The organism is Hymenobacter negativus (assembly GCF_016056375.1).
Classification (GTDB): Bacteria; Bacteroidota; Bacteroidia; order Cytophagales; family Hymenobacteraceae; genus Hymenobacter; species Hymenobacter negativus_A.
In genome coordinates, this window is the sequence record NZ_JAEDAE010000004.1 from 405,693 (window position 1) to 422,525 (window position 16,833).

The 16,833-nt window shown below is 64.4% G+C and carries 12 protein-coding genes; 7 read left to right on the forward strand and 5 right to left on the reverse strand.

Features of this window, described 5'->3' with window-relative positions; translation table 11 throughout:
- Nucleotides 1–11: 11 nt before the first annotated feature.
- From I7X13_RS12210 to I7X13_RS12220, 3 genes are all read right to left on the reverse strand, one after another.
- The gene (locus I7X13_RS12210) at nt 12–833 is read right to left on the reverse strand and encodes a class I SAM-dependent methyltransferase (protein WP_198075692.1); all 822 of its coding nucleotides are present in this window, start codon (nt 831–833) and stop codon (nt 12–14) included.
- A 217-nt stretch (nt 834–1,050) separates the two neighbouring features.
- Complete coding sequence (locus tag I7X13_RS12215; protein ID WP_198075693.1) at nt 1,051–2,496, reverse strand: M56 family metallopeptidase; 1,446 nt, start codon at nt 2,494–2,496, stop codon at nt 1,051–1,053.
- The gene (locus tag I7X13_RS12220) at nt 2,474–2,881 is read right to left on the reverse strand and encodes a BlaI/MecI/CopY family transcriptional regulator (RefSeq protein ID WP_198069525.1); all 408 of its coding nucleotides are present in this window, start codon (nt 2,879–2,881) and stop codon (nt 2,474–2,476) included. The genes I7X13_RS12215 and I7X13_RS12220 overlap by 23 nt, the downstream gene beginning before the upstream one ends.
- A gap of 262 nt (nt 2,882–3,143) precedes the next feature.
- On the opposite strand from I7X13_RS12220, the gene treF reads away from it, so the two are divergent.
- The 5 genes from treF (at nt 3,144) to I7X13_RS12245 (ending at nt 11,387) form a co-directional block, all read left to right on the forward strand.
- On the forward strand, nt 3,144–4,769 hold the full coding sequence (gene treF / locus I7X13_RS12225) for an alpha,alpha-trehalase TreF (protein ID WP_198075694.1): 1,626 nt from the start codon (nt 3,144–3,146) through the stop codon (nt 4,767–4,769).
- 286 nt (nt 4,770–5,055) lie between these two features.
- Nucleotides 5,056–5,610 (forward strand): RNA polymerase sigma factor, encoded by a 555-nt coding sequence (locus I7X13_RS12230; protein ID WP_198069527.1) that lies wholly within the window; start codon nt 5,056–5,058, stop codon nt 5,608–5,610.
- 608 nt (nt 5,611–6,218) lie between these two features.
- Entirely contained in the window at nt 6,219–7,358 is a 1,140-nt protein-coding gene (locus I7X13_RS12235) for a hypothetical protein (RefSeq protein WP_198075695.1), read from the forward strand.
- Nucleotides 7,359–7,496: 138 nt separating this feature from the next.
- A complete protein-coding gene (locus I7X13_RS12240) occupies nt 7,497–10,271 on the forward strand; it encodes a DUF7619 domain-containing protein (protein WP_198075696.1) in 2,775 nt (924 codons plus the stop codon).
- 297 nt (nt 10,272–10,568) lie between these two features.
- The gene (locus I7X13_RS12245) at nt 10,569–11,387 is read left to right on the forward strand and encodes a porin family protein (RefSeq protein ID WP_233454764.1); all 819 of its coding nucleotides are present in this window, start codon (nt 10,569–10,571) and stop codon (nt 11,385–11,387) included.
- A 184-nt stretch (nt 11,388–11,571) separates the two neighbouring features.
- Here the strand turns inward: I7X13_RS12245 and I7X13_RS12250 are convergent, their stop codons facing one another.
- Nucleotides 11,572–13,593: a vWA domain-containing protein gene (locus I7X13_RS12250; RefSeq protein ID WP_198075697.1), complete on the reverse strand. Its 2,022-nt coding sequence runs from the start codon at nt 13,591–13,593 to the stop codon at nt 11,572–11,574.
- A 144-nt stretch (nt 13,594–13,737) separates the two neighbouring features.
- Between I7X13_RS12250 and I7X13_RS12255 the strand changes: the two genes are divergently transcribed.
- Both I7X13_RS12255 and I7X13_RS12260 read left to right on the forward strand, forming a co-directional pair.
- Nucleotides 13,738–14,436, forward strand: a complete 699-nt coding sequence (locus I7X13_RS12255; protein ID WP_198075698.1) for an RNA polymerase sigma factor — start codon at nt 13,738–13,740, stop codon at nt 14,434–14,436.
- Complete coding sequence (locus I7X13_RS12260) at nt 14,423–15,616, forward strand: energy transducer TonB (RefSeq protein ID WP_198075699.1); 1,194 nt, start codon at nt 14,423–14,425, stop codon at nt 15,614–15,616. Before I7X13_RS12255 ends, I7X13_RS12260 begins: the two co-directional genes overlap by 14 nt.
- Nucleotides 15,617–15,618: 2 nt before the next feature.
- On the opposite strand, the gene I7X13_RS12265 is transcribed toward I7X13_RS12260, so the two are convergent.
- Nucleotides 15,619–16,695, reverse strand: a complete 1,077-nt coding sequence (locus tag I7X13_RS12265) for a proline iminopeptidase-family hydrolase (protein ID WP_233454765.1) — start codon at nt 16,693–16,695, stop codon at nt 15,619–15,621.
- Between the last annotated feature and the right edge of the window lie 138 nt (nt 16,696–16,833).

Here is a 16,833-nt window from a genome sequence, read left to right on the forward strand (position 1 = left end):
CCGGCCAGGGGCTAGCGCGAAACCGGCGTCAGCTTCACTTCAAACCAGGTGGTGGGGTCGGCCAGCGGGTCGGGCACCTGCGCGGGCAGCGGCGTGGGCGAGTACAGCGCGCACAGCGTGTTCTCGACCTGCACCAGCTGGCCAGTGGCCGTGGCGGGCAGCCCGTCGAGCAGGCCGGCCAGCACTTCCCAGCGCGGCTCGCCCGGCTGGCGGCTAGCATCGTGCCACACCACGGTGGTTTTGGGGCCTACCAGATGTTCAAACACGCGCTTCGTGTCGATGCGCACGGCCTCGTAGCGGTGGTCGCCGTCGATAAAAATCACATCGAACGGCTCCGCAAACTCCTCGAAGTCGTAGGTGGCCGAGTTGCCGTGCAGATGATACACGTTGGGTAATGGCTTCGAAAAAAACCCGTGGAGCTCGATGTATCGCTCGGGTAGGCCGAGGGCGCGGATTTCGGCATCGGATAAATTCAGCGTGTAAACTTCCGCAATAACTTCGGCTACATTGGCGGCGCTCTCTCCGCGCCAGGTACCGATTTCAAAATAGGCACCGCCAGAAACGCGGCGGGCCAGGGCGCGCAGCAGCAGCAAATCCGTGGGCAGCGAGCCACCCTCGCGGAAGGCGAACGGGCGCACCGTGGTATCGGCCGGGCTCAGAAAATGCGCCAGCGGCACCATTGGTAAGCCTTTGGTGGTGAGCTGGCGGCGGCTGGCGTGGGCCAGCGCCCGGCGCTGCCATTCGCCTACATCACCAGCAATGACGTGGTTGAGCAGCGAAGGGGTACGGGCCAGGCTACGCAGGGCCTGCAGGGCAACGGATAATCGGGACATAGCGGCTTATCGATGGCTGGTTGCCAACTGACAGGCCGCCACAACGCAGCCAAAACCGGGCAGTTAACAACTAAAAAGCAGCCCTGAAAGCTACTTCCAGCGCTAAAGTTACTTCGGTAGCGGCGGTTGGCTTTCTTCGAAACCATCCAACGCAGAAAGGCCCCGGCGCGGACCGGAGCTTTTCGAGCGGGTTTTCTCGATTTTAATCAGGAGTGGGCTAGCAGCCCGTGCCGGAGGACGGCATTACCCAGCCCTGCCAGTTGATAAGCACAGGCTTTGAGAAGCCAACTGTGTTTTTCCAGGCAAAGCGAATGGGCACGGTGAAGCTCACGGCTACGGGCTTCTTCGGACCGTTTTCGGCCGGCACGCGCTGCATGCCGGGCGTGAACCGGGGCAATTGCAGCACGGCCTGCACCACGGCCGTGTTGTAGGGCGCGGTCAGACCCTTCACCAGATGCACCGTTTCCGGCTCCACGATGCCCTTTTCATTCACGATGAACTGCACGAACACGGTGCCATCTACCCGCTCGGCCGTGGGCAGGTTGGCGGGGTATTGCAGGTGGTTCTGAATAAAATCGACAATGGCCCGGTTACCGCCACCGCCAACCAATTCGGGCATTTGCTCCACGTAGGTGTACACGGCAGGCGCGGGCGGCGGGGCTAAGTGGCTGTCGTTCGAGACCAGCTTTGGCGGTGGCGGCGGAGCTACCTGAGCATCGGTCGAGGCGTTCGACACGGCCGGTGCGGCGGGCGGGGCGGCTTTTTCACAGGCCACAGCAACAACTAATACGCCCGCCAGCGGCAGGGCGAGCCACTGTTTCCAGCGACGGATAGGATTGGTTTTCTGAATCATGGCAATGCGACTGAGGGTTTGGGAATGGGAAAAGGAATGCGCAAGCGGAACCGAGAAACCGAGGCGGCTGGCCACTTGCCGGGCCAGCAGTTGGGAGTAGGAAGTGGAAAGGGAAGGAGTAAGTGAGGAGTCGTCGTGCAGGGCCGCTTCGTCGGCCAGGTATTCGTGGGTGAGGGCCAGGGCCCGCCCGCAGAGGTGCGCAAAGGGGTTGAACCACAGCGCGGCCCGCAGCAGCTCCAGCAGCAGGCGGTCGTAGGTGTGGCCTTGCCGGACGTGGGCCAGCTCATGGCGCAGCACCTGGCGGGCCTCGGCCGGGCTCAGGGCCAGGGTTTCATCCCAGAACACCACCCGGCCGAAAGAGCTGGTGGGCAGCTGGCCGTGAGTTTCGACCAATGTGTGGCCGGCGTGGGCCGTGCGGGGCAGGCGGTGGGCGGTGCGCCACAGCCGGCCCAGCCCATAGGCCAGGCGCGCCAGCATGAGGGCCGCGCCGGCCAGATAAATAATCAGTAACCAGTCGGTCCAATCCGGCCCAGTAGCCACAGCGCCTACGCCCGCCGGGCCAACCTCCACGGCCGGCAGCAGCACGGCCGCCACCCCGACGAGGCCCGCCGGGCCGGTGCCCCACCAGCCGGCCGGCCACGCCAGTGGCACCAGCGGCAGGCCGGCGGCCAGCAGTGGCCCCAGCACCAGAAAGGCCCGATTGTAGGCAAAGCTGCGCTCCGGGCGCAGGGCCAGGCGGTAACACGTCCACCACGCCGCGAGTAGCGCGGTGCTAAGCAGCATCCAGTTAAGCAGGCTGAGTTGGTTCATGGTCTTCGGGGTTTTGGGGTTGGGAGGCGTGGCGGAGCAGCTCGTCGAGCTGAGCGGCGTCGAGGTTTTCTTCTTTGGCAAAAAACGAAACCAGGCGGCTGAACGAATTGCCGAAATGGCCGCCCAACAGCTTGCGCAGCGAGAAGCGGCGGTAGTCGTCCTGGGCCACCAGCACGAAGTAGCGGTGCGTGCGCCCGAAGGCCTCGTGGTCGACAAAGCCCTTGGTTTCTAGGATGCGAATGATGGTGGAAACCGTGTTGTAAGCCGGCTGTGGGGCGGGCAGCTCGGCCAGCACGTCCTTCACGAAGGAGGGGCCGCGGCGCCAGAGCACCTGCATCACTTGTTCTTCGGCGCGGGTAAGTTCGGGGAAAGCGGAGGGGTCCATGTTGGGGGAATGAGTCAGGATAACGCAAACGTATAACTAATATTTTAGTTTACAAACTATTTATTTAGTTCGTTGGCTTGCGGATTGTTATTTCGTGAGGATAAAGGAATTGAGTAGCTTGCAGAAGCCTGCCTTTGCCGGTAGCTGGCCGCGGTTGGAAATGGCAGCAGAAGTGACGAAGCCAAAAGCAGCCGCTCGCCGTAAACCACCTTGTGCCTTCTGCTGGCCCTCCGTCGCATAGCCTCGCCTATTCTTTTCGCTCATGCTGAAACCTGTATTCTGCTCGCTGCTCGGGCTGCTGGCTGCCCAACCCAGCTGGTCCCAAACCGCAACCGTTGCGCCGGCGGCTCCCAAAACGGACACCGTCCCGCTTTCGCCCCGGCAGCTGTTTCCCGGGCTTTTTGAGGATGTGCAGCTGGGCCGCATCTTCCCCGATAACAAGACTTTCGTGGACGCCGCCCCGAAGCAACGGCCGGCTACCATCCTAGCGGCGTGGCGGCGCGAGAAAGACCGGCCGGGCTTCGACCTCAAGGCCTTCGTAGAAAGCCACTTCACAATGCCGACCAGCACGGCGATACCCTTCCAGAGCGACCTGAAAGCCGGCCTGCGCCACCACCTCGACACGCTGTGGACCGTGCTGGCCCGGCCCGCCGCTCCGGCCGCCGATGCCACGGACTCGCTGGCTGAGTTCCGCTCGCTGGTGCCGCTGCCCAAGCCGTACATCGTACCGGGCGGGCGGTTTCGGGAGGTGTATTACTGGGATTCCTACTTCACGATGCTGGGGCTGGCCGAAGCCGGCAAAACGCAGCTGATGAAGGACATCACCGACAACTTTGCCTACCTGCTGGGCCGGTTCGGCTTCATCCCAAACGGCAACCGGACGTACTACCTCACCCGCTCGCAGCCGCCTTTCTTCGCCGATATTGTGAAGCTGCTGGCCCAGGACCTGGGCAACGGCGAGCTATTGCGCTACCGTCCCGCCCTCGAGGCCGAGTACCGCTACTGGATGCTGGGGGCTGAAACCCTGAAGCCCGGCACCGCCGCCCACCGCGTGGTGCGCCTGCCCAACGGCGAGTTGCTGAACCGCTACTGGGACGAGAGCGACCAGCCCCGCGAAGAATCCTACGCCGAGGACGTGGCCGCCGCCAAGAAGAGCAAGCAGCCGGCCGCCCAGTTCTACCACCACATGCGGGCGGGCGCAGCGTCGGGCTGGGATTTCAGCAGCCGCTGGTTTAAGCCCGGCGGCGGACTGGAGAGCATTCAGACCACCGATTTGGTGCCCGTCGATTTGAATTGCCTCCTCTACAACCTGGAAATGACGCTGGCCGAGGCCGCCCGCGTAGCGGGCCAGCCGGCCCAGGCCCGCACCTACGAGGCCAAAGCCGACCAGCGCAAAACCGCCCTGCTGGCCCTGAGCTGGGACCCCAAAGCCGGCTGGTTTCAGGACTATAACTGGCGCCTGAAGCAGCGCTCCACGGTGCGCACCCTGGCCGGCACTTACCCGCTGGCCTATGGGCTGGCCACGCCGGAGCAGGCCAAGCGCGTAGGCGCCGGCCTGCAAACCAACTTCCTGAAACCCGGCGGGCTGGTGACCACGCTCTCAGCCACCCACCAGCAGTGGGACGCGCCCAATGCCTGGGCTCCGCTGCAGCATCTGGCCATTGAGGGCCTGGCGCGCTACGACCAAAAGGCATTGTCTGACACCGTGGCCCACCGCTGGGTGCGCCTCAACACCCGCGTGTACGGCCAAACCGGCAAGCTGCTGGAGAAGTACGATGTGGAGAACGTGAACCGTCCCGCCGGTGGCGGCGAGTACCCGCTGCAAGACGGTTTCGGGTGGACCAACGGCGTGCTGCTGCGCCTGCTGAACCGCGAGCAGCCGCGGTAAGCGTCACTTCACTCCCGGCCCTTCTCCCCAAGGAGAGGGGAGCCTGCCGTTTTTTTAGGCCCCGGCTCTGGGTTGAGTCGGGGCTTTTTATTGATGCTAACAGAATCAGGCTTGTCGATTAAAAGCCCCTCGGCTCCCATCTCCCCAAGAAGATGGGCCGAGGGTGAGGTTGCGGCTTCTGGGCAGCCGCTACTTCAAAAAAACTTTGCTTCGTAGAGCAGCCTTTTCGGGCGGTAACTTGTCTGCCGGGCAGCACCCGGCCGGGCTGCGCTGCTTTCCCGATTTAATGCCCCATTCTACGGAACTGGACGAGCTTCTTGCTGCCTGCCGTCGCCGCGAGCCGGCGGCGCAACGGACGCTCTATGCCCGCTACGCCGGCCGGATGCTGGGTGTGGCGCGGCGCTACGTGCGCTCGGTGGCCGAGGCGGAAGATATTCTGCAAGATGCCTTTGTGAAGGTATTTACCCACCTGGGCGAGTTCCGGGCCGAGGGCTCTTTAGAGGGCTGGGTGCGGCGCATTGTGGTGACCACGGCCCTCAACCACTGGCAGAGCGGGCAGCATCGCCGCCAACAACTGCTGCTCGATGACGTGCCCGAGCCCTTCGCGCCCGATGCCGACGCTTTCGACCGCCTGGGCGTGGCCGAAGTGCTGGCCCTAATGGAACAGCTGCCCGACGGCTGCCGCCTGGTCCTAAACCTCTACGCCGTGGACGGCTACACGCACGGCGAAATCGCGGAGCTGCTGGGCATTCAGGAGAGCACCTCCAAGGCGCAGCTCAGCAAGGCCCGCAAACAACTTACCCTGTTGCACCAGCGGCAGGCCAACTACTTACGACTATGATGCCCGAATCGGAAGAAAACCGCCTCGACCAGTCTTTGCGCGACAAGTTTGAAGACTTCAACCTGACGCCCGGCGCACCGGTGTGGGCCGGTATTGAGCAGCGCCTGCCCCCGCCGCCCCGGCTCCGCCCGCGCCGCCGGCCGGTGCTGGTGCCGCTGTTGTGGGTGCTCACGGCTTTGGTGGCCGGGCTGGGCGGCTGGCTGCTGCCGCACAGGCCGACGACTTCGGTGGCAACAAATCGAACGAGCATTATCGTCCCGAATAATCCGCAGCCAGAACATCGGAAAGACGGAAAGGCCAGTCCTGAGCAGTTACGCACTCTCCGGAATTCCGAAGCAGTCGTTTCCGAGCCTCGGAGCATGCTCCGGACCACCGGAGCAGCAACCTCTGGTCAGCCAAGCCTATTCCAGCAGTCCGGAACGACTGTTTCCGCAAGACGAAACCCATTCCGGAGCGCTGGCGCTTTTACGCCAATTCGCTCCGTTCGAACCAAGCAAATGCCGGCTGATAGCGCGGCTACGGTAGCCTCATCGGCCACCGCAGCAGCTCAGGTTTCGCCGGGGGCTGCGACGAATGAAACAGCACCTTCTCTTGCCACCGCGAATGCCTTGCCCCTCACCCTACGTCCCCTCGCCGCCCTGGAACGCCGGACGCTGGAGCAGCTGCCCAGCATTGCCACGCTGGCGGCCGGGCCGCGGGATGCCGACGGCCGCGCCGCGCTGCTGAATAACCTGCGCACCGAACAGGCCGAGCTTTTCCGCCTTCAGCGCCGCACCGATAGCCTGCTGCTGGCCCTCGGCGACCTGCCCGGCACTGCCCCGGCCGCCCCCGCCGTAGCCGCCGCGCCCGATACGGCCCGCCCGCGCCCGCTGGCCTACCGTTGGAGCATTATGCTTTCGGCCACGCCCGAGCAGAACACCCTCGCTCTACAAGGCTCCGAAAATGACTCGCTCACGGCCCTGCGCCGCAACCACGAAACCGGTCGCGCCGGCCTCAGTGCCGCCCTTACGGCCGAATACAAGCTCACGCCGCGCCTGAGTGTGGGCGGCGGCGTGGGCTACACCGCCTTCGGGGCCGACCTGCGCATCACCAACAAAACCACCGACGTGCTGGTGAGCTACAACACCACGACTACCACCAGCACCAACGTCTTCACGTCGAGCTACCAGACGCACTCCATTCGCGTCATCCAAGTGCCGCAGCTCTCGCCCATCTTCAACGGCAGCGGCCAGGTCATTCGCTACGACACCGTGTATGTGCCGCGCCAGGATACGGTGTTCAGCACCACCGTGCAGCACGACACCACCCACACCACCCGCAGCGTCACCACGCCCACCATCACCAAGAAGGAAACCCTTACCACCAAGCTGCTGCAGCCCAACTACCGCTTCTTCACGGTGCCGGTGCTGCTGCGCTACCGCCTGGCCGCACCCGGCACCAGCCGCCTGTGGACCGACGTGGCCGTGGGTGCGCAGCTCCAGTTTTTCCTGGGCGGCACGCAGGTAGTGACCAGCGATGGCGAGAACTTCCGCACCGAGCGCATAACTGCCAGCACCAGCCCCTTCCGCGCCCTCAACGTGGCCCTGGCCGGCTCGCTGGCCCTCAACTACGCCCTCACGCCCCGCCTCAGCCTGAGCGTGGCCCCGAGCATGCGCTGGCAGGCCCTGTCGCTCTACAAGCCCGAAACGGGGCTACGCCAACAAGCCACTTCTACGGGCCTGATGTTCGGAGTGCGGTTTGGGCTGTAAGTTTTTTTGATGGGGACGGCAGCCTTTTCGGGGGGCGGCTGGTCTGGGCTTTTGAAACGCGGTGCTGCGCTCCGGCCGGGGCGGTGCCGACAGTTTCGCCCAGCCTCAATTCCTTTCTTTCCCTTTTCATTCACTGGTATGAATCCGATTCGTTACGCCTTCCTGCTGGCCCTACTCCTGCTACTGGGCACGAGCCGCCCAGCCATCGCCCAGGTAGTTGAATGGTCGCGCCTCGACCGCAACCTGAGCCGCAACAACGGCGCGGTGCAGGCCGCCACCACCGACCTGGCCGGCAATACTTACGCCGCTGTGCGCTACGACAGCGTGCGAGCCGGCAACACGCGCATCAACGCCTTGGGTGGGGGCGACATCCTGATTAAACACGATTCGACCGGCCAGGTGGCCTGGACGCTGGCCCTCAATGGTGTTTTCGTCGATAACCAAGGCTTGAAAGTCGACCCGGCCACTGGCAACTTCTTCGTCTCGGGCGCGCTATTTCCCGGTGCCACTTGGAATGGGTCGCCCTTGCCTGCCAACCCCAGTAATTACGCCTACTTCTACGCCAAATGCTCGCCCACCGGGGCGCTGCTGTGGGCCCGGGCCCGGCCCTATCTGCGCAGTCCCGCCCTGGCCGCCGATGCCCTCGGCAACTGCTACCTGCTGGGCCGCGCCGTGGGCACAACCACCGTGGGCGGCATCAGTGCCGACTCCAGCACGGTGCTGCTGGTGAAGGCCGACGGTACCGGCACCGTGCAATGGCAACGCAAGCTGCGCGGCAGTCTGCCCGTGGGCACCAGCGGCAACGTGAACCTCTACTCCTATGGAATGGGCGCGCAACCCAACGGGGGCGTGCTGGTATTTGGGCAATTTCAAGCTTCGCTGTATTTCGACAGCGGCACTACGCCGGTCCAAACGGGACCTGGCGCGGTGCCTGTCAACTTCATGGCCAACGTAGACGGAGCCGGCGCCCTGCGCTGGAGCATTCCCACCATCGGCCTGGCCCGGGCCGCCACGGCCGATGCCGCCGGCAGCTGCTATCTCACCGGCGGGGCTTTCCCGATTGGCGGCGTGGCGCAGTACGGCATTGGCGTAGCCAAGTACAACAGCGCCGGCGTGGGTCAGTGGAGCAGCTTGCAGGCCAACACCAGCGGCGGCTACGAGTCCGGCCGCCTGATTGCCGTGGACAACGCGGGCGCGGTTACCGTGGTGGCCGAGGGCGGTTTCAATGCCAGCACGCCCCCTACCTTGGGCACCCTGCCCCTGCGTGCGCCCTACAACGTGGTGCATTTCAACGCTCAGGGCCAAGCCCAGTGGGTGGCCAACGACTGGCGGCCCGGCCAAAACTTTACTTCGGCCCTGCAATATGCCTACGCGGCTGGCTTGGGAGTGGATATCCGGGGCAACGTGTACTACGCCACCGAATCGAAGCAGAACCTGAACTCGGCCACGCCCCTGCCGGTGGTACAGTTTGGTTCGTTCACGCTGGTGGGGGCCGGCTTGGGGGTGAGCCGCCTCGGCATCCGGCACAACACCATTGCCGGCCGGGTGTATTTCGACCTCAACGCTAATGGCGTGCGCGATGCCGGCGAAGGCCCATTTCCCGCGCCCGTGGTGCTGGTGGCCCCGCAGGCTGCCGCGTCGGGGGTGGCCACGCCCGACGCGGCCGGCAACTACCAGCTCTATACCGGCCCGGGCGCTTACAGCCTGAGCATCCCCCAACTGTTGGCGCACTACACGGTTTCACAGCCTGGCAACGGCACGTATACCGGCAGTTTCGCCGGTTTCGGCGGCCTCGATTCGGCTCGGCATCTAGGCATTCAGGCTATTGCCAACCAGGCCGATGTGCGCGCCACGCTCACGCCTTACGGCACGGCGCGGGCCGGCTTCACCACCCGCTACCGCCTCACGGTGGAGAACGTGGGCACTACCACCGTAGCCGGCGGCACGGCCACCGTCACGCTCGATAGCCGCATGGCCTACATCAGTAGCACGCCCAGCGCCAGCCGCACGGGCCAGGTCCTGACGTGGCCCTACGGCAGCTTGGCCCCGTTTGCCCGGCAGGAATTCGACGTGCTGTTCAGCCTGCCCACCAACACCGTGGCGGGTACCGTGCTGAATACTGCAGCCACTGCCCCCCTCGCCGCCGACGTAGTCCCCGCCGACAATACCGCCGCCCTGGCCCAAACGGTGGTGGGGTCTTACGACCCCAACAGCATGGAGGTGAATTATGAGCGCCTCACGCCGGCCCAGATTTCGGCCCAGCAGCCACTCGACTACACCATTCATTTCCAGAACCTGGGCACGGCCGCTGCCATCACCGTCCTGCTCAGCGACACGCTGGACTTCCGCAAGCTGAACCTAGCCAGCCTCATGCTGGTGGCCCAGTCGCACAGTTGCCTCTGGAGCCTGGCCACCGCCGGTCCCGACAAAGGCCTGCTCACGGTACGCTTCCTGAACATCAACCTACCCGAGCGCAACGTCGACGTCATTCGTTCGCAAGGCTTTGTGCGGTTCCGGGTGCAACCGCGTACCACGCTGGCCGTGGGCGAAGTCATTCCCAATCACGCCGGCATCGTGTTCGATTACAACGCGCCCGTCATCACCAACACGGCCACCACCACGGTATTCCAGGCCACGGCCGCCCTGGCCCGCCACGACGCCCCCGCCTGGACCGCCTACCCCAACCCCGCCACCGATGCTATCAGCCTAGATGTCGACCTGGCCACCGCCGGGCCGGTCAGCATCGAGCTACTCGACGTGCTGGGCCGCCCCCTGCGCCAGCAGATTATTACCGCTCCCGCCGGCTCGTTCCGCCAGACGCTGAACCTGCACGGCTTGGCCGCCGGCGTGTACCTGCTGCGCCTCACGCCGCCTACCGGCCCGGCTACAAGCCGCCGCGTGGTGCTCCACTAGTTTCCTCTTCCTTTTTCCACTTTCCACTTTTCCCGCTGCTAAGCCGGGCCGCTCACTGGAGCGGCCCGGCTTTTTTACGTTTTGAATAGGGCTGGCATTGGTCGATTTCGTGCGGCCGTTAATCCGGGAATTGCCGGAGTTGGTCTGCTCTGCCAAAAAATGGGGCCATGGCGGAGGGTTGCTAAGCCGCGGTTTGGCACGGTTTTGCAATGTATCCCTTCATCGGCCCAATAGCCGGGCCGGAAGTCCGGCCCCGAGTGGCCGGGTTCTTTCACTCATTCCAAACCCTTGCTGGTTATGAAAATTTCACGCCTTTCGGGCGGCCTGGCCGCGGCTTGCCTTTTGATTTCGGCCACCTTCACCACCGCTTCGGCTCAGGGTGCCCGCGATGCCTACGGCAACCCCAAAGCCGCCCCCTCGCCCCGCCCCATGGGCTCCTCCCCGACGCGCCGCGTCCCTAGTTACTCCAAGCAGCCGTCTTATTCCACTTCCAACTCTTCCACCAGCGGTGTGCGCTTCGGTTTCCGGGCCGGCCTGAACGTGGCTGACCTGAAGGGCGATGCCGTGAACAGCTTCACCAACCTGACCGGCTACCTGCCCGATGGTGCTATCACGAAGCAAATGCGCCCGGGCTTCTACGCTGGCGTGTATGCCACGCTGCCCATCGGCCCTAGCTTCGCCATCGAGCCCGGCATCACCTACGCCGAAAAAGGCGCGGTGCTGAAAGGCACGCTGCCCTTCCCGGCTCTCGATTTCCTGAACGCCGGCGTGACCGGCACGGCCCGCCTGGCTTATGTGGATGTGCCGGTGCTGGCCAAGGTGTTCATTACGCCGGGCCTCTACCTCTACGCTGGCCCGCAGGCCTCGTTCCTCGTCAGCGGCAAGGCCCGCGTGGATGCCAGCGTGCTGGGCTTCTCGGCCTACAAACAGGATTTCGACGTGTCGGACCAGTTGCGCAAGGTTGATTTCGCTGCCGTGGCCGGCCTGGGCTACCAGTTTGACAACGGCTTCGGCCTGAGCGCCGGCTACGACTACGGCCTCACCTCGCTCGACGCCAACAACCGCTTCAGCGCCTACAACCGCGTGGCCAAAGTCGGCCTAAACTACTCCTTCTAAGGCTGATTAGCAGCCATCCTATTCTTCGATTTTTAGCTTCCGATTTATTCGTCATTATCCGAAATATGTTATAAAAAAGGCCCTTCCGCTGCAACGGAGGGGCCTTTCTGGTTTGTGTGGAGCTGTCTGTCATCCTTCGCTGCGCGGACGCCAGACAAGGATGACAGAAGGTACGGCTGCAGTTCTACCGCACGCCCACACTGCCGCTGCCGCTCAGGCCACTGGCCAGCCGCACCAGCCGCACGAACTCGGCGCGGTAGCCGTCGGCGTCTTTGCCGCGGGCGCCATCGGCCAACTGCTCGGTGGCGGCCCATGTGGCGGTGCCGCGCTGCTCGCTCTGGCGCAGCAGCATGCCAAACTGCGCCACGGCAGCGGCAAAACGGAAATCGGCCGAGGCACTGGCGATGGGGGCCGGCGCGCCGGTCAGCGCCTGGGCCAGGAGCTTACTGCTGCCGCCCTGCGGCTCCTTGTAGCGGAGCTTCACCGTCAGCACTTCGCTTTGAGTGGCTGCGTGCGGAAGCGAGGGCGCAATATTTGGCTGGTATTTCAGGTTGTCGATGAGGGGCTGGGCGCTGCCCACGGGTACTATTTCGTAGAGGGCCGTGACGGTGTGGCCCGCCCCGAGCTCGCCAGCGTCCTTGCGGTCGTTGTTGAAATCCTCGGCTTCTAGCAGCCGGTTTTCGTAGCCAACCAGGCGGTAGTTGGCCACGCGGGCAGGGTTGAATTCGATTTGCAGCTTCACATCCTTGGCCACCGTGAACAGCGTGCCGCCGAACTGCGCCACCAGCACCCGCCCGGCCTCGTCGAGGTTATCAAGGTAGGCGTAGTTGCCGTTGCCCTTATCAGCCAGGGTTTCCATGCGGCTGTCGCGCAGGTTGCCGCGCCCGCAGCCCAGCACGGTCAGAAAAACGCCGCTTTCGCGTTGGTCCACAATCAATTGTTCCATGGCCGCATCGGAGCTTTCGCCCACGTTGAAATCGCCGTCGGTGGCCAGAATCACGCGGTTGTTGCCTTCTTTCTGAAAGCTTTGTTTGGCTACGGAATAGGCCAGCCGCAGCCCCGCGCCGCCCGCCGTGGAGCCGCCGGCCCGCAGCCGCTCAATGGCGTCGAGGATGGTTTGGGGCTGCGAGCCGGGCGTGGGCGGCAGCACCAGGCCGGCCGCGCCCGCGTAGGCCACCAGCGCCACGTGGTCCTGGGGGCGCAGCTGCTTCACCAGCAGCTTGAGGCCGGCCTGCACCAGCGGCAGCTTGTCGGCCTCGTCCATCGAGCCCGATACATCGACGAGGAACACCAGGTTGGCGGGCGGCAGCTTGGCCGTTTCGATGCGTTTGGCCTGAATGCCAATGCGAGCCAGCTGGTGGGCGGGGTTCCAGGGGCAGGCGGCCAGCTCGGTGCTGATGTGCACGGGGTCGGGCGAAGCGGTGGGCGGCGCGGTGTAGTCGTAGCGGAAGTAGTTCAGCATCTCCTCCACCCGCACGGCATCGCGCGGGGGCAGCTGGCCTTCGTTCAGGAAGCGGCGCACGTTGGAATAGGAGGCATTATCTACGTCGAGGGCGAAGGTGCTGAGCGGGTCTTTCTTCGCCGCAAAAAAGGCGTTTTCCTTGATGTGGGCGTAGGTGTCGCCGGCCCCGGCTTCCTGTTGGGCAGGGTAAGGTGCCCCAACGGGCGTTGGCGCATAGGAGCTGTTGGAATTGATTGCCAAGCCCGCCGCGCGCCCTTGCAAGGCCCGGGCTGCTGATTTGTTTTTTTTATCAGCCCTCGACTCCGACATTGTCACGCTGGAAACCGAGCCCGTAACGTCCTGGTGCGTGACGGTTGCGTAGCCGGTCACCACCACTTCTTCCAGTTGGCGGGTATCCGTTTTCAAACTCACATCAAGGGTATGATGCGTCCCCACCCGTTGCTCTACAGGCAAATAGCCAATGTAATTAAATAGCAGCACGGCTTTGGCCGCCCCCGGCACCATGAGCGAGTAGCGCCCCTGCGCGTCGGTGCTGGTGCCCAGGTTGGTGCCCTTGACGAGGACCGTAACGCCGGGCAGCGGGTCGTGACTGGTCTGGTCGGTGACCACGCCGGACACGACCCAGTTTTTGGTGGTGTTCTCCGATGCCGGATGAGCGGCTTTGGTGGTGAGCGTCGATTGAGCGGCGGCGGGCGGCGGGGCCAGCAGCCCGGCGAGGAGCGGCAGCAGCAACAGGTTTCTCATGGCATCGGCGTTAGGGGGTGAAGTATGCCCCGTTGATGCCCGCGTTTGGTTGATTGCACAACGGGGCCAAAAAAATAGTTGTAGTCTCATCCCCGGCCGCCAATCGCCTTCAATGCCGGCGGCGGGCGCTAACTTCCCGGCCCGATGTTCTTCCGCCGCTCCTCGTCGCCCGCTGCCGCTGCGCCACTCTCCGACCAGGAGCTGCTGGCCCGCTACCGCATGCACGGCAACGTGGCCGACCTCGGCCAGCTCTACGACCGGTACCTGCCCGAAGCGTTTGCCGTGTGCCGCCGCTACCTGGCCCCGCCCGACGAAGACGCCCAGGACGCCGCCATGCAGCTGTTTGAGCATCTGGTGAAAGTGCTGCGCACCCACGCCCCCGAAAACTTCCCGGCCTGGCTGCACACCACCGCCCGCAACCATTGCCTCATGCAGCTGCGCGCCCGCAAGCGGGCCGGCCCCAGCGCCGGGCCGCTCGTGCTCAGTTTTCCGGACGCGGCCGATGTGGAATTGGCGGCCGCCCGGCATCTGCCAGACGAACAGGCCGCCGCCGAGGACGCCGAAACCGCCGAGCTGCGCCTGCAAAGCATCGAAGCGGCCCTGGCAGAGCTGCCCCCGGCCCAGCGCCGCTGCCTCGAATTATTTTACCTCGAAAAGAAAAGCTACCGCGAAATCGCCACCGAAACCGGCCTCGAACTAAACCTGGTGCGCAGCCATTTGCAAAACGGCAAACGCATGCTGCGCCGCCAACTGGAGCCGCCGCCCACTCCCGCCAAAATCGCCGTTCCCCGACCCTCACCTCCTGCCCCCGACGCCAACGCCCCCCGCCATGCTGCCCGCTGATTCGCCTTTTGCCCGCTTGCCCGCCCCCGGCCCCCACCCGGCCCCGGCGGAGCTGCGCGCCTACGCGGCCGGCACCCTGCAGCCCGCTGAGGAGCACCGCATAGAGGCACACACGCTGGACTGTGAGCGTTGCGCCGACCTGCTGACGGGCTTTTCGATGAGCGACCCCACCACCACCGACCAGGCCGTGGCCGAGTTGCGTGCCCGCCTGCAAGCCCGCGTCGGGGCCGAAGAGCCAGCGCCCGTAGCCGGCGGCTGGGCCTGGCCGCGCATCGCGGCCGCGGCGGCCGTGTTGGGCGTGGTGGCCGGCGGCATCTGGACTTGGGAGCAGCACGAAACCGCTCCACCAGCCGCCACGGCCCGGCTCGAAACCGTCGCAACTCCCCCACCAGCCGCACCTGCTGCACGCCCGGCCTCGATGCCAGCGCCAACAGAGACGGAAGCTGCCAGTGCGCTAGAAACCGCAGTGGCCGCAGCACCAGCAACGCCAAAAGCAGCCGCAAAAGCTGCTGATTATGCAGCTGTCAGGCCAGTTCGTTCGAGGCGTGCGACACCGCTTGGCCGGCCAGGTAGGCAGGCCATGGAGGCCGCCAGCACCGATGCAATGGCAATGGCCGATGCCGCTCCGGCCTCGGACGCCCAAAAGGAAGCCAGAGTGGCCGCCACCTCAACTATTGCGGCTGTGACCACCGCCACCAGCGCGGTCGATTCTGTGCCCCCCAAACCCTCTGCCCTAGCCGAAATGGCTGCGCCCGACACGCTGGCCAATGCCAATGCGGCCCGGGCCAGCCTGTCGTTCGCCTCCAAAGCCAAATCCGCTTCCTCCACTCAGCTAACCGAAAACACTGCCAGTGTGCGCGTGGCCAACACGCCCATGCCGGACACTCCAGCCATCAATCCTGCCCCGGTGGGCGGCACGCCGGCCTTCCGCAACTACCTGCACCGCGAAGCCGACGCGTTCGAGCCGGGCGAAGGCCAGCTCCACCTTCACGGCACGGTGCGCCTACGGTTTATGGTGGGAGCCGATGGCAAAATCAGCAACCTGAAAGTGCTGCGCAGCCTGCGCAAAGACTATGATGACGAGGCCCTGCGCATGGTGTGCGAGGGCCCGGGCTGGCAGCCAGGCATTGCTGGCGGCCGCCGTACCGACCTGCCCATGGAACTGACCGTAACGTTTTAGAGCTACAGCGCCGCGCCAGGTTGCACGGTGCCGGCATCCACCGCTTTCAGGAACCTGATGAGGCCGGTGAAATAGGTCTGCTGGTCGTCGTACATGCTCATGTGGCTGCCTTTGGGGCAGATGAGGGAGTTGCCTTTCTGCACCTTGGTGGCAATCATGCGCATGTGCGCGGGGTCCATGGTATCGTACTTACCGCCGATGCTGAGCACGGGCACCGCGAGCTTGGGCAGGTCGGGCACCCGGTCCCATTTGGCCAGCTTGCCGGCCACGCCGAACTCGCTGGGGCCCTGCATGGTCACGTAGAGCGACTGGTTCATTTTGCCCAGTGAGCGGCTCACGGGCTCGGGGTTGGGCACAATGCGGCACAGGTGCTCGGCGTAGAAATTGGGTTCGAGCAAGCCCATGTAGCGCGGGTTGCTGAAGTCTTTTTTAGCTTCGAGCTGCCGGATTTCGGCCAGCACTTCGGGCTTCATCTGCTTGGCCAGCACATCCTGGGCGTAGCGGCCGTAGTCGGGGCAGCTCATCATCATGTTCGAAATGATGAGGCCCTTGAGGTTTTGCTGGTACTTAAAGGCATACTCGGCGGCCAAGATGCCGCCCCAGGAGTGGCCCAGCAGGTAGAAATTGGTGTTATCGAGCTTTAGGGCCTGCCGCACCTGCTCCACCTCCTCCACGTAGCGCGGCAGGCTCCACATGGAAGTGTCTTTGGGGTTGTCGGAATTGCCGCAGCCCAGCTGGTCATAGTAGATGAATTCGATGCCTTCCTTCGGCAGGAAGTTTTCGAAGCATTCGAAATATTCGTGTGTGGCCCCCGGCCCGCCATTCAGCAGCAACACCTTGATTTTGGGGTTATTGCCAAAGCGCTTGGTCCAAACTTTAAACTGGCCTTTGGGCGTGCTGATGGGAATAACCTGCACGTTGCCGTCCTGCACGCCGGTTTCCGAATCGGCGAAGTAGCTGGCCAGCGTGGCGGCCGGTGCGGCGCTGGTTTCGGGGGCTTTGGGCTGGTTGCAGCCCATAAAACCAGTCGTACCAAGTACCAGCGCCGCCGCAAGGCGCAAGGGAGTCGAAAGCTTCATGTTATCAAGGGACGTGGGCACAGCAATATGCCGGCGAAAGATAGGCGCGGTTGAAGCTGTTTGCTAATCCCCTAAAACGTTGTCATCCTCATCTGGCGTCCTTCGCTGCGCGACGCCAGATGAGGATGACAGGCATTA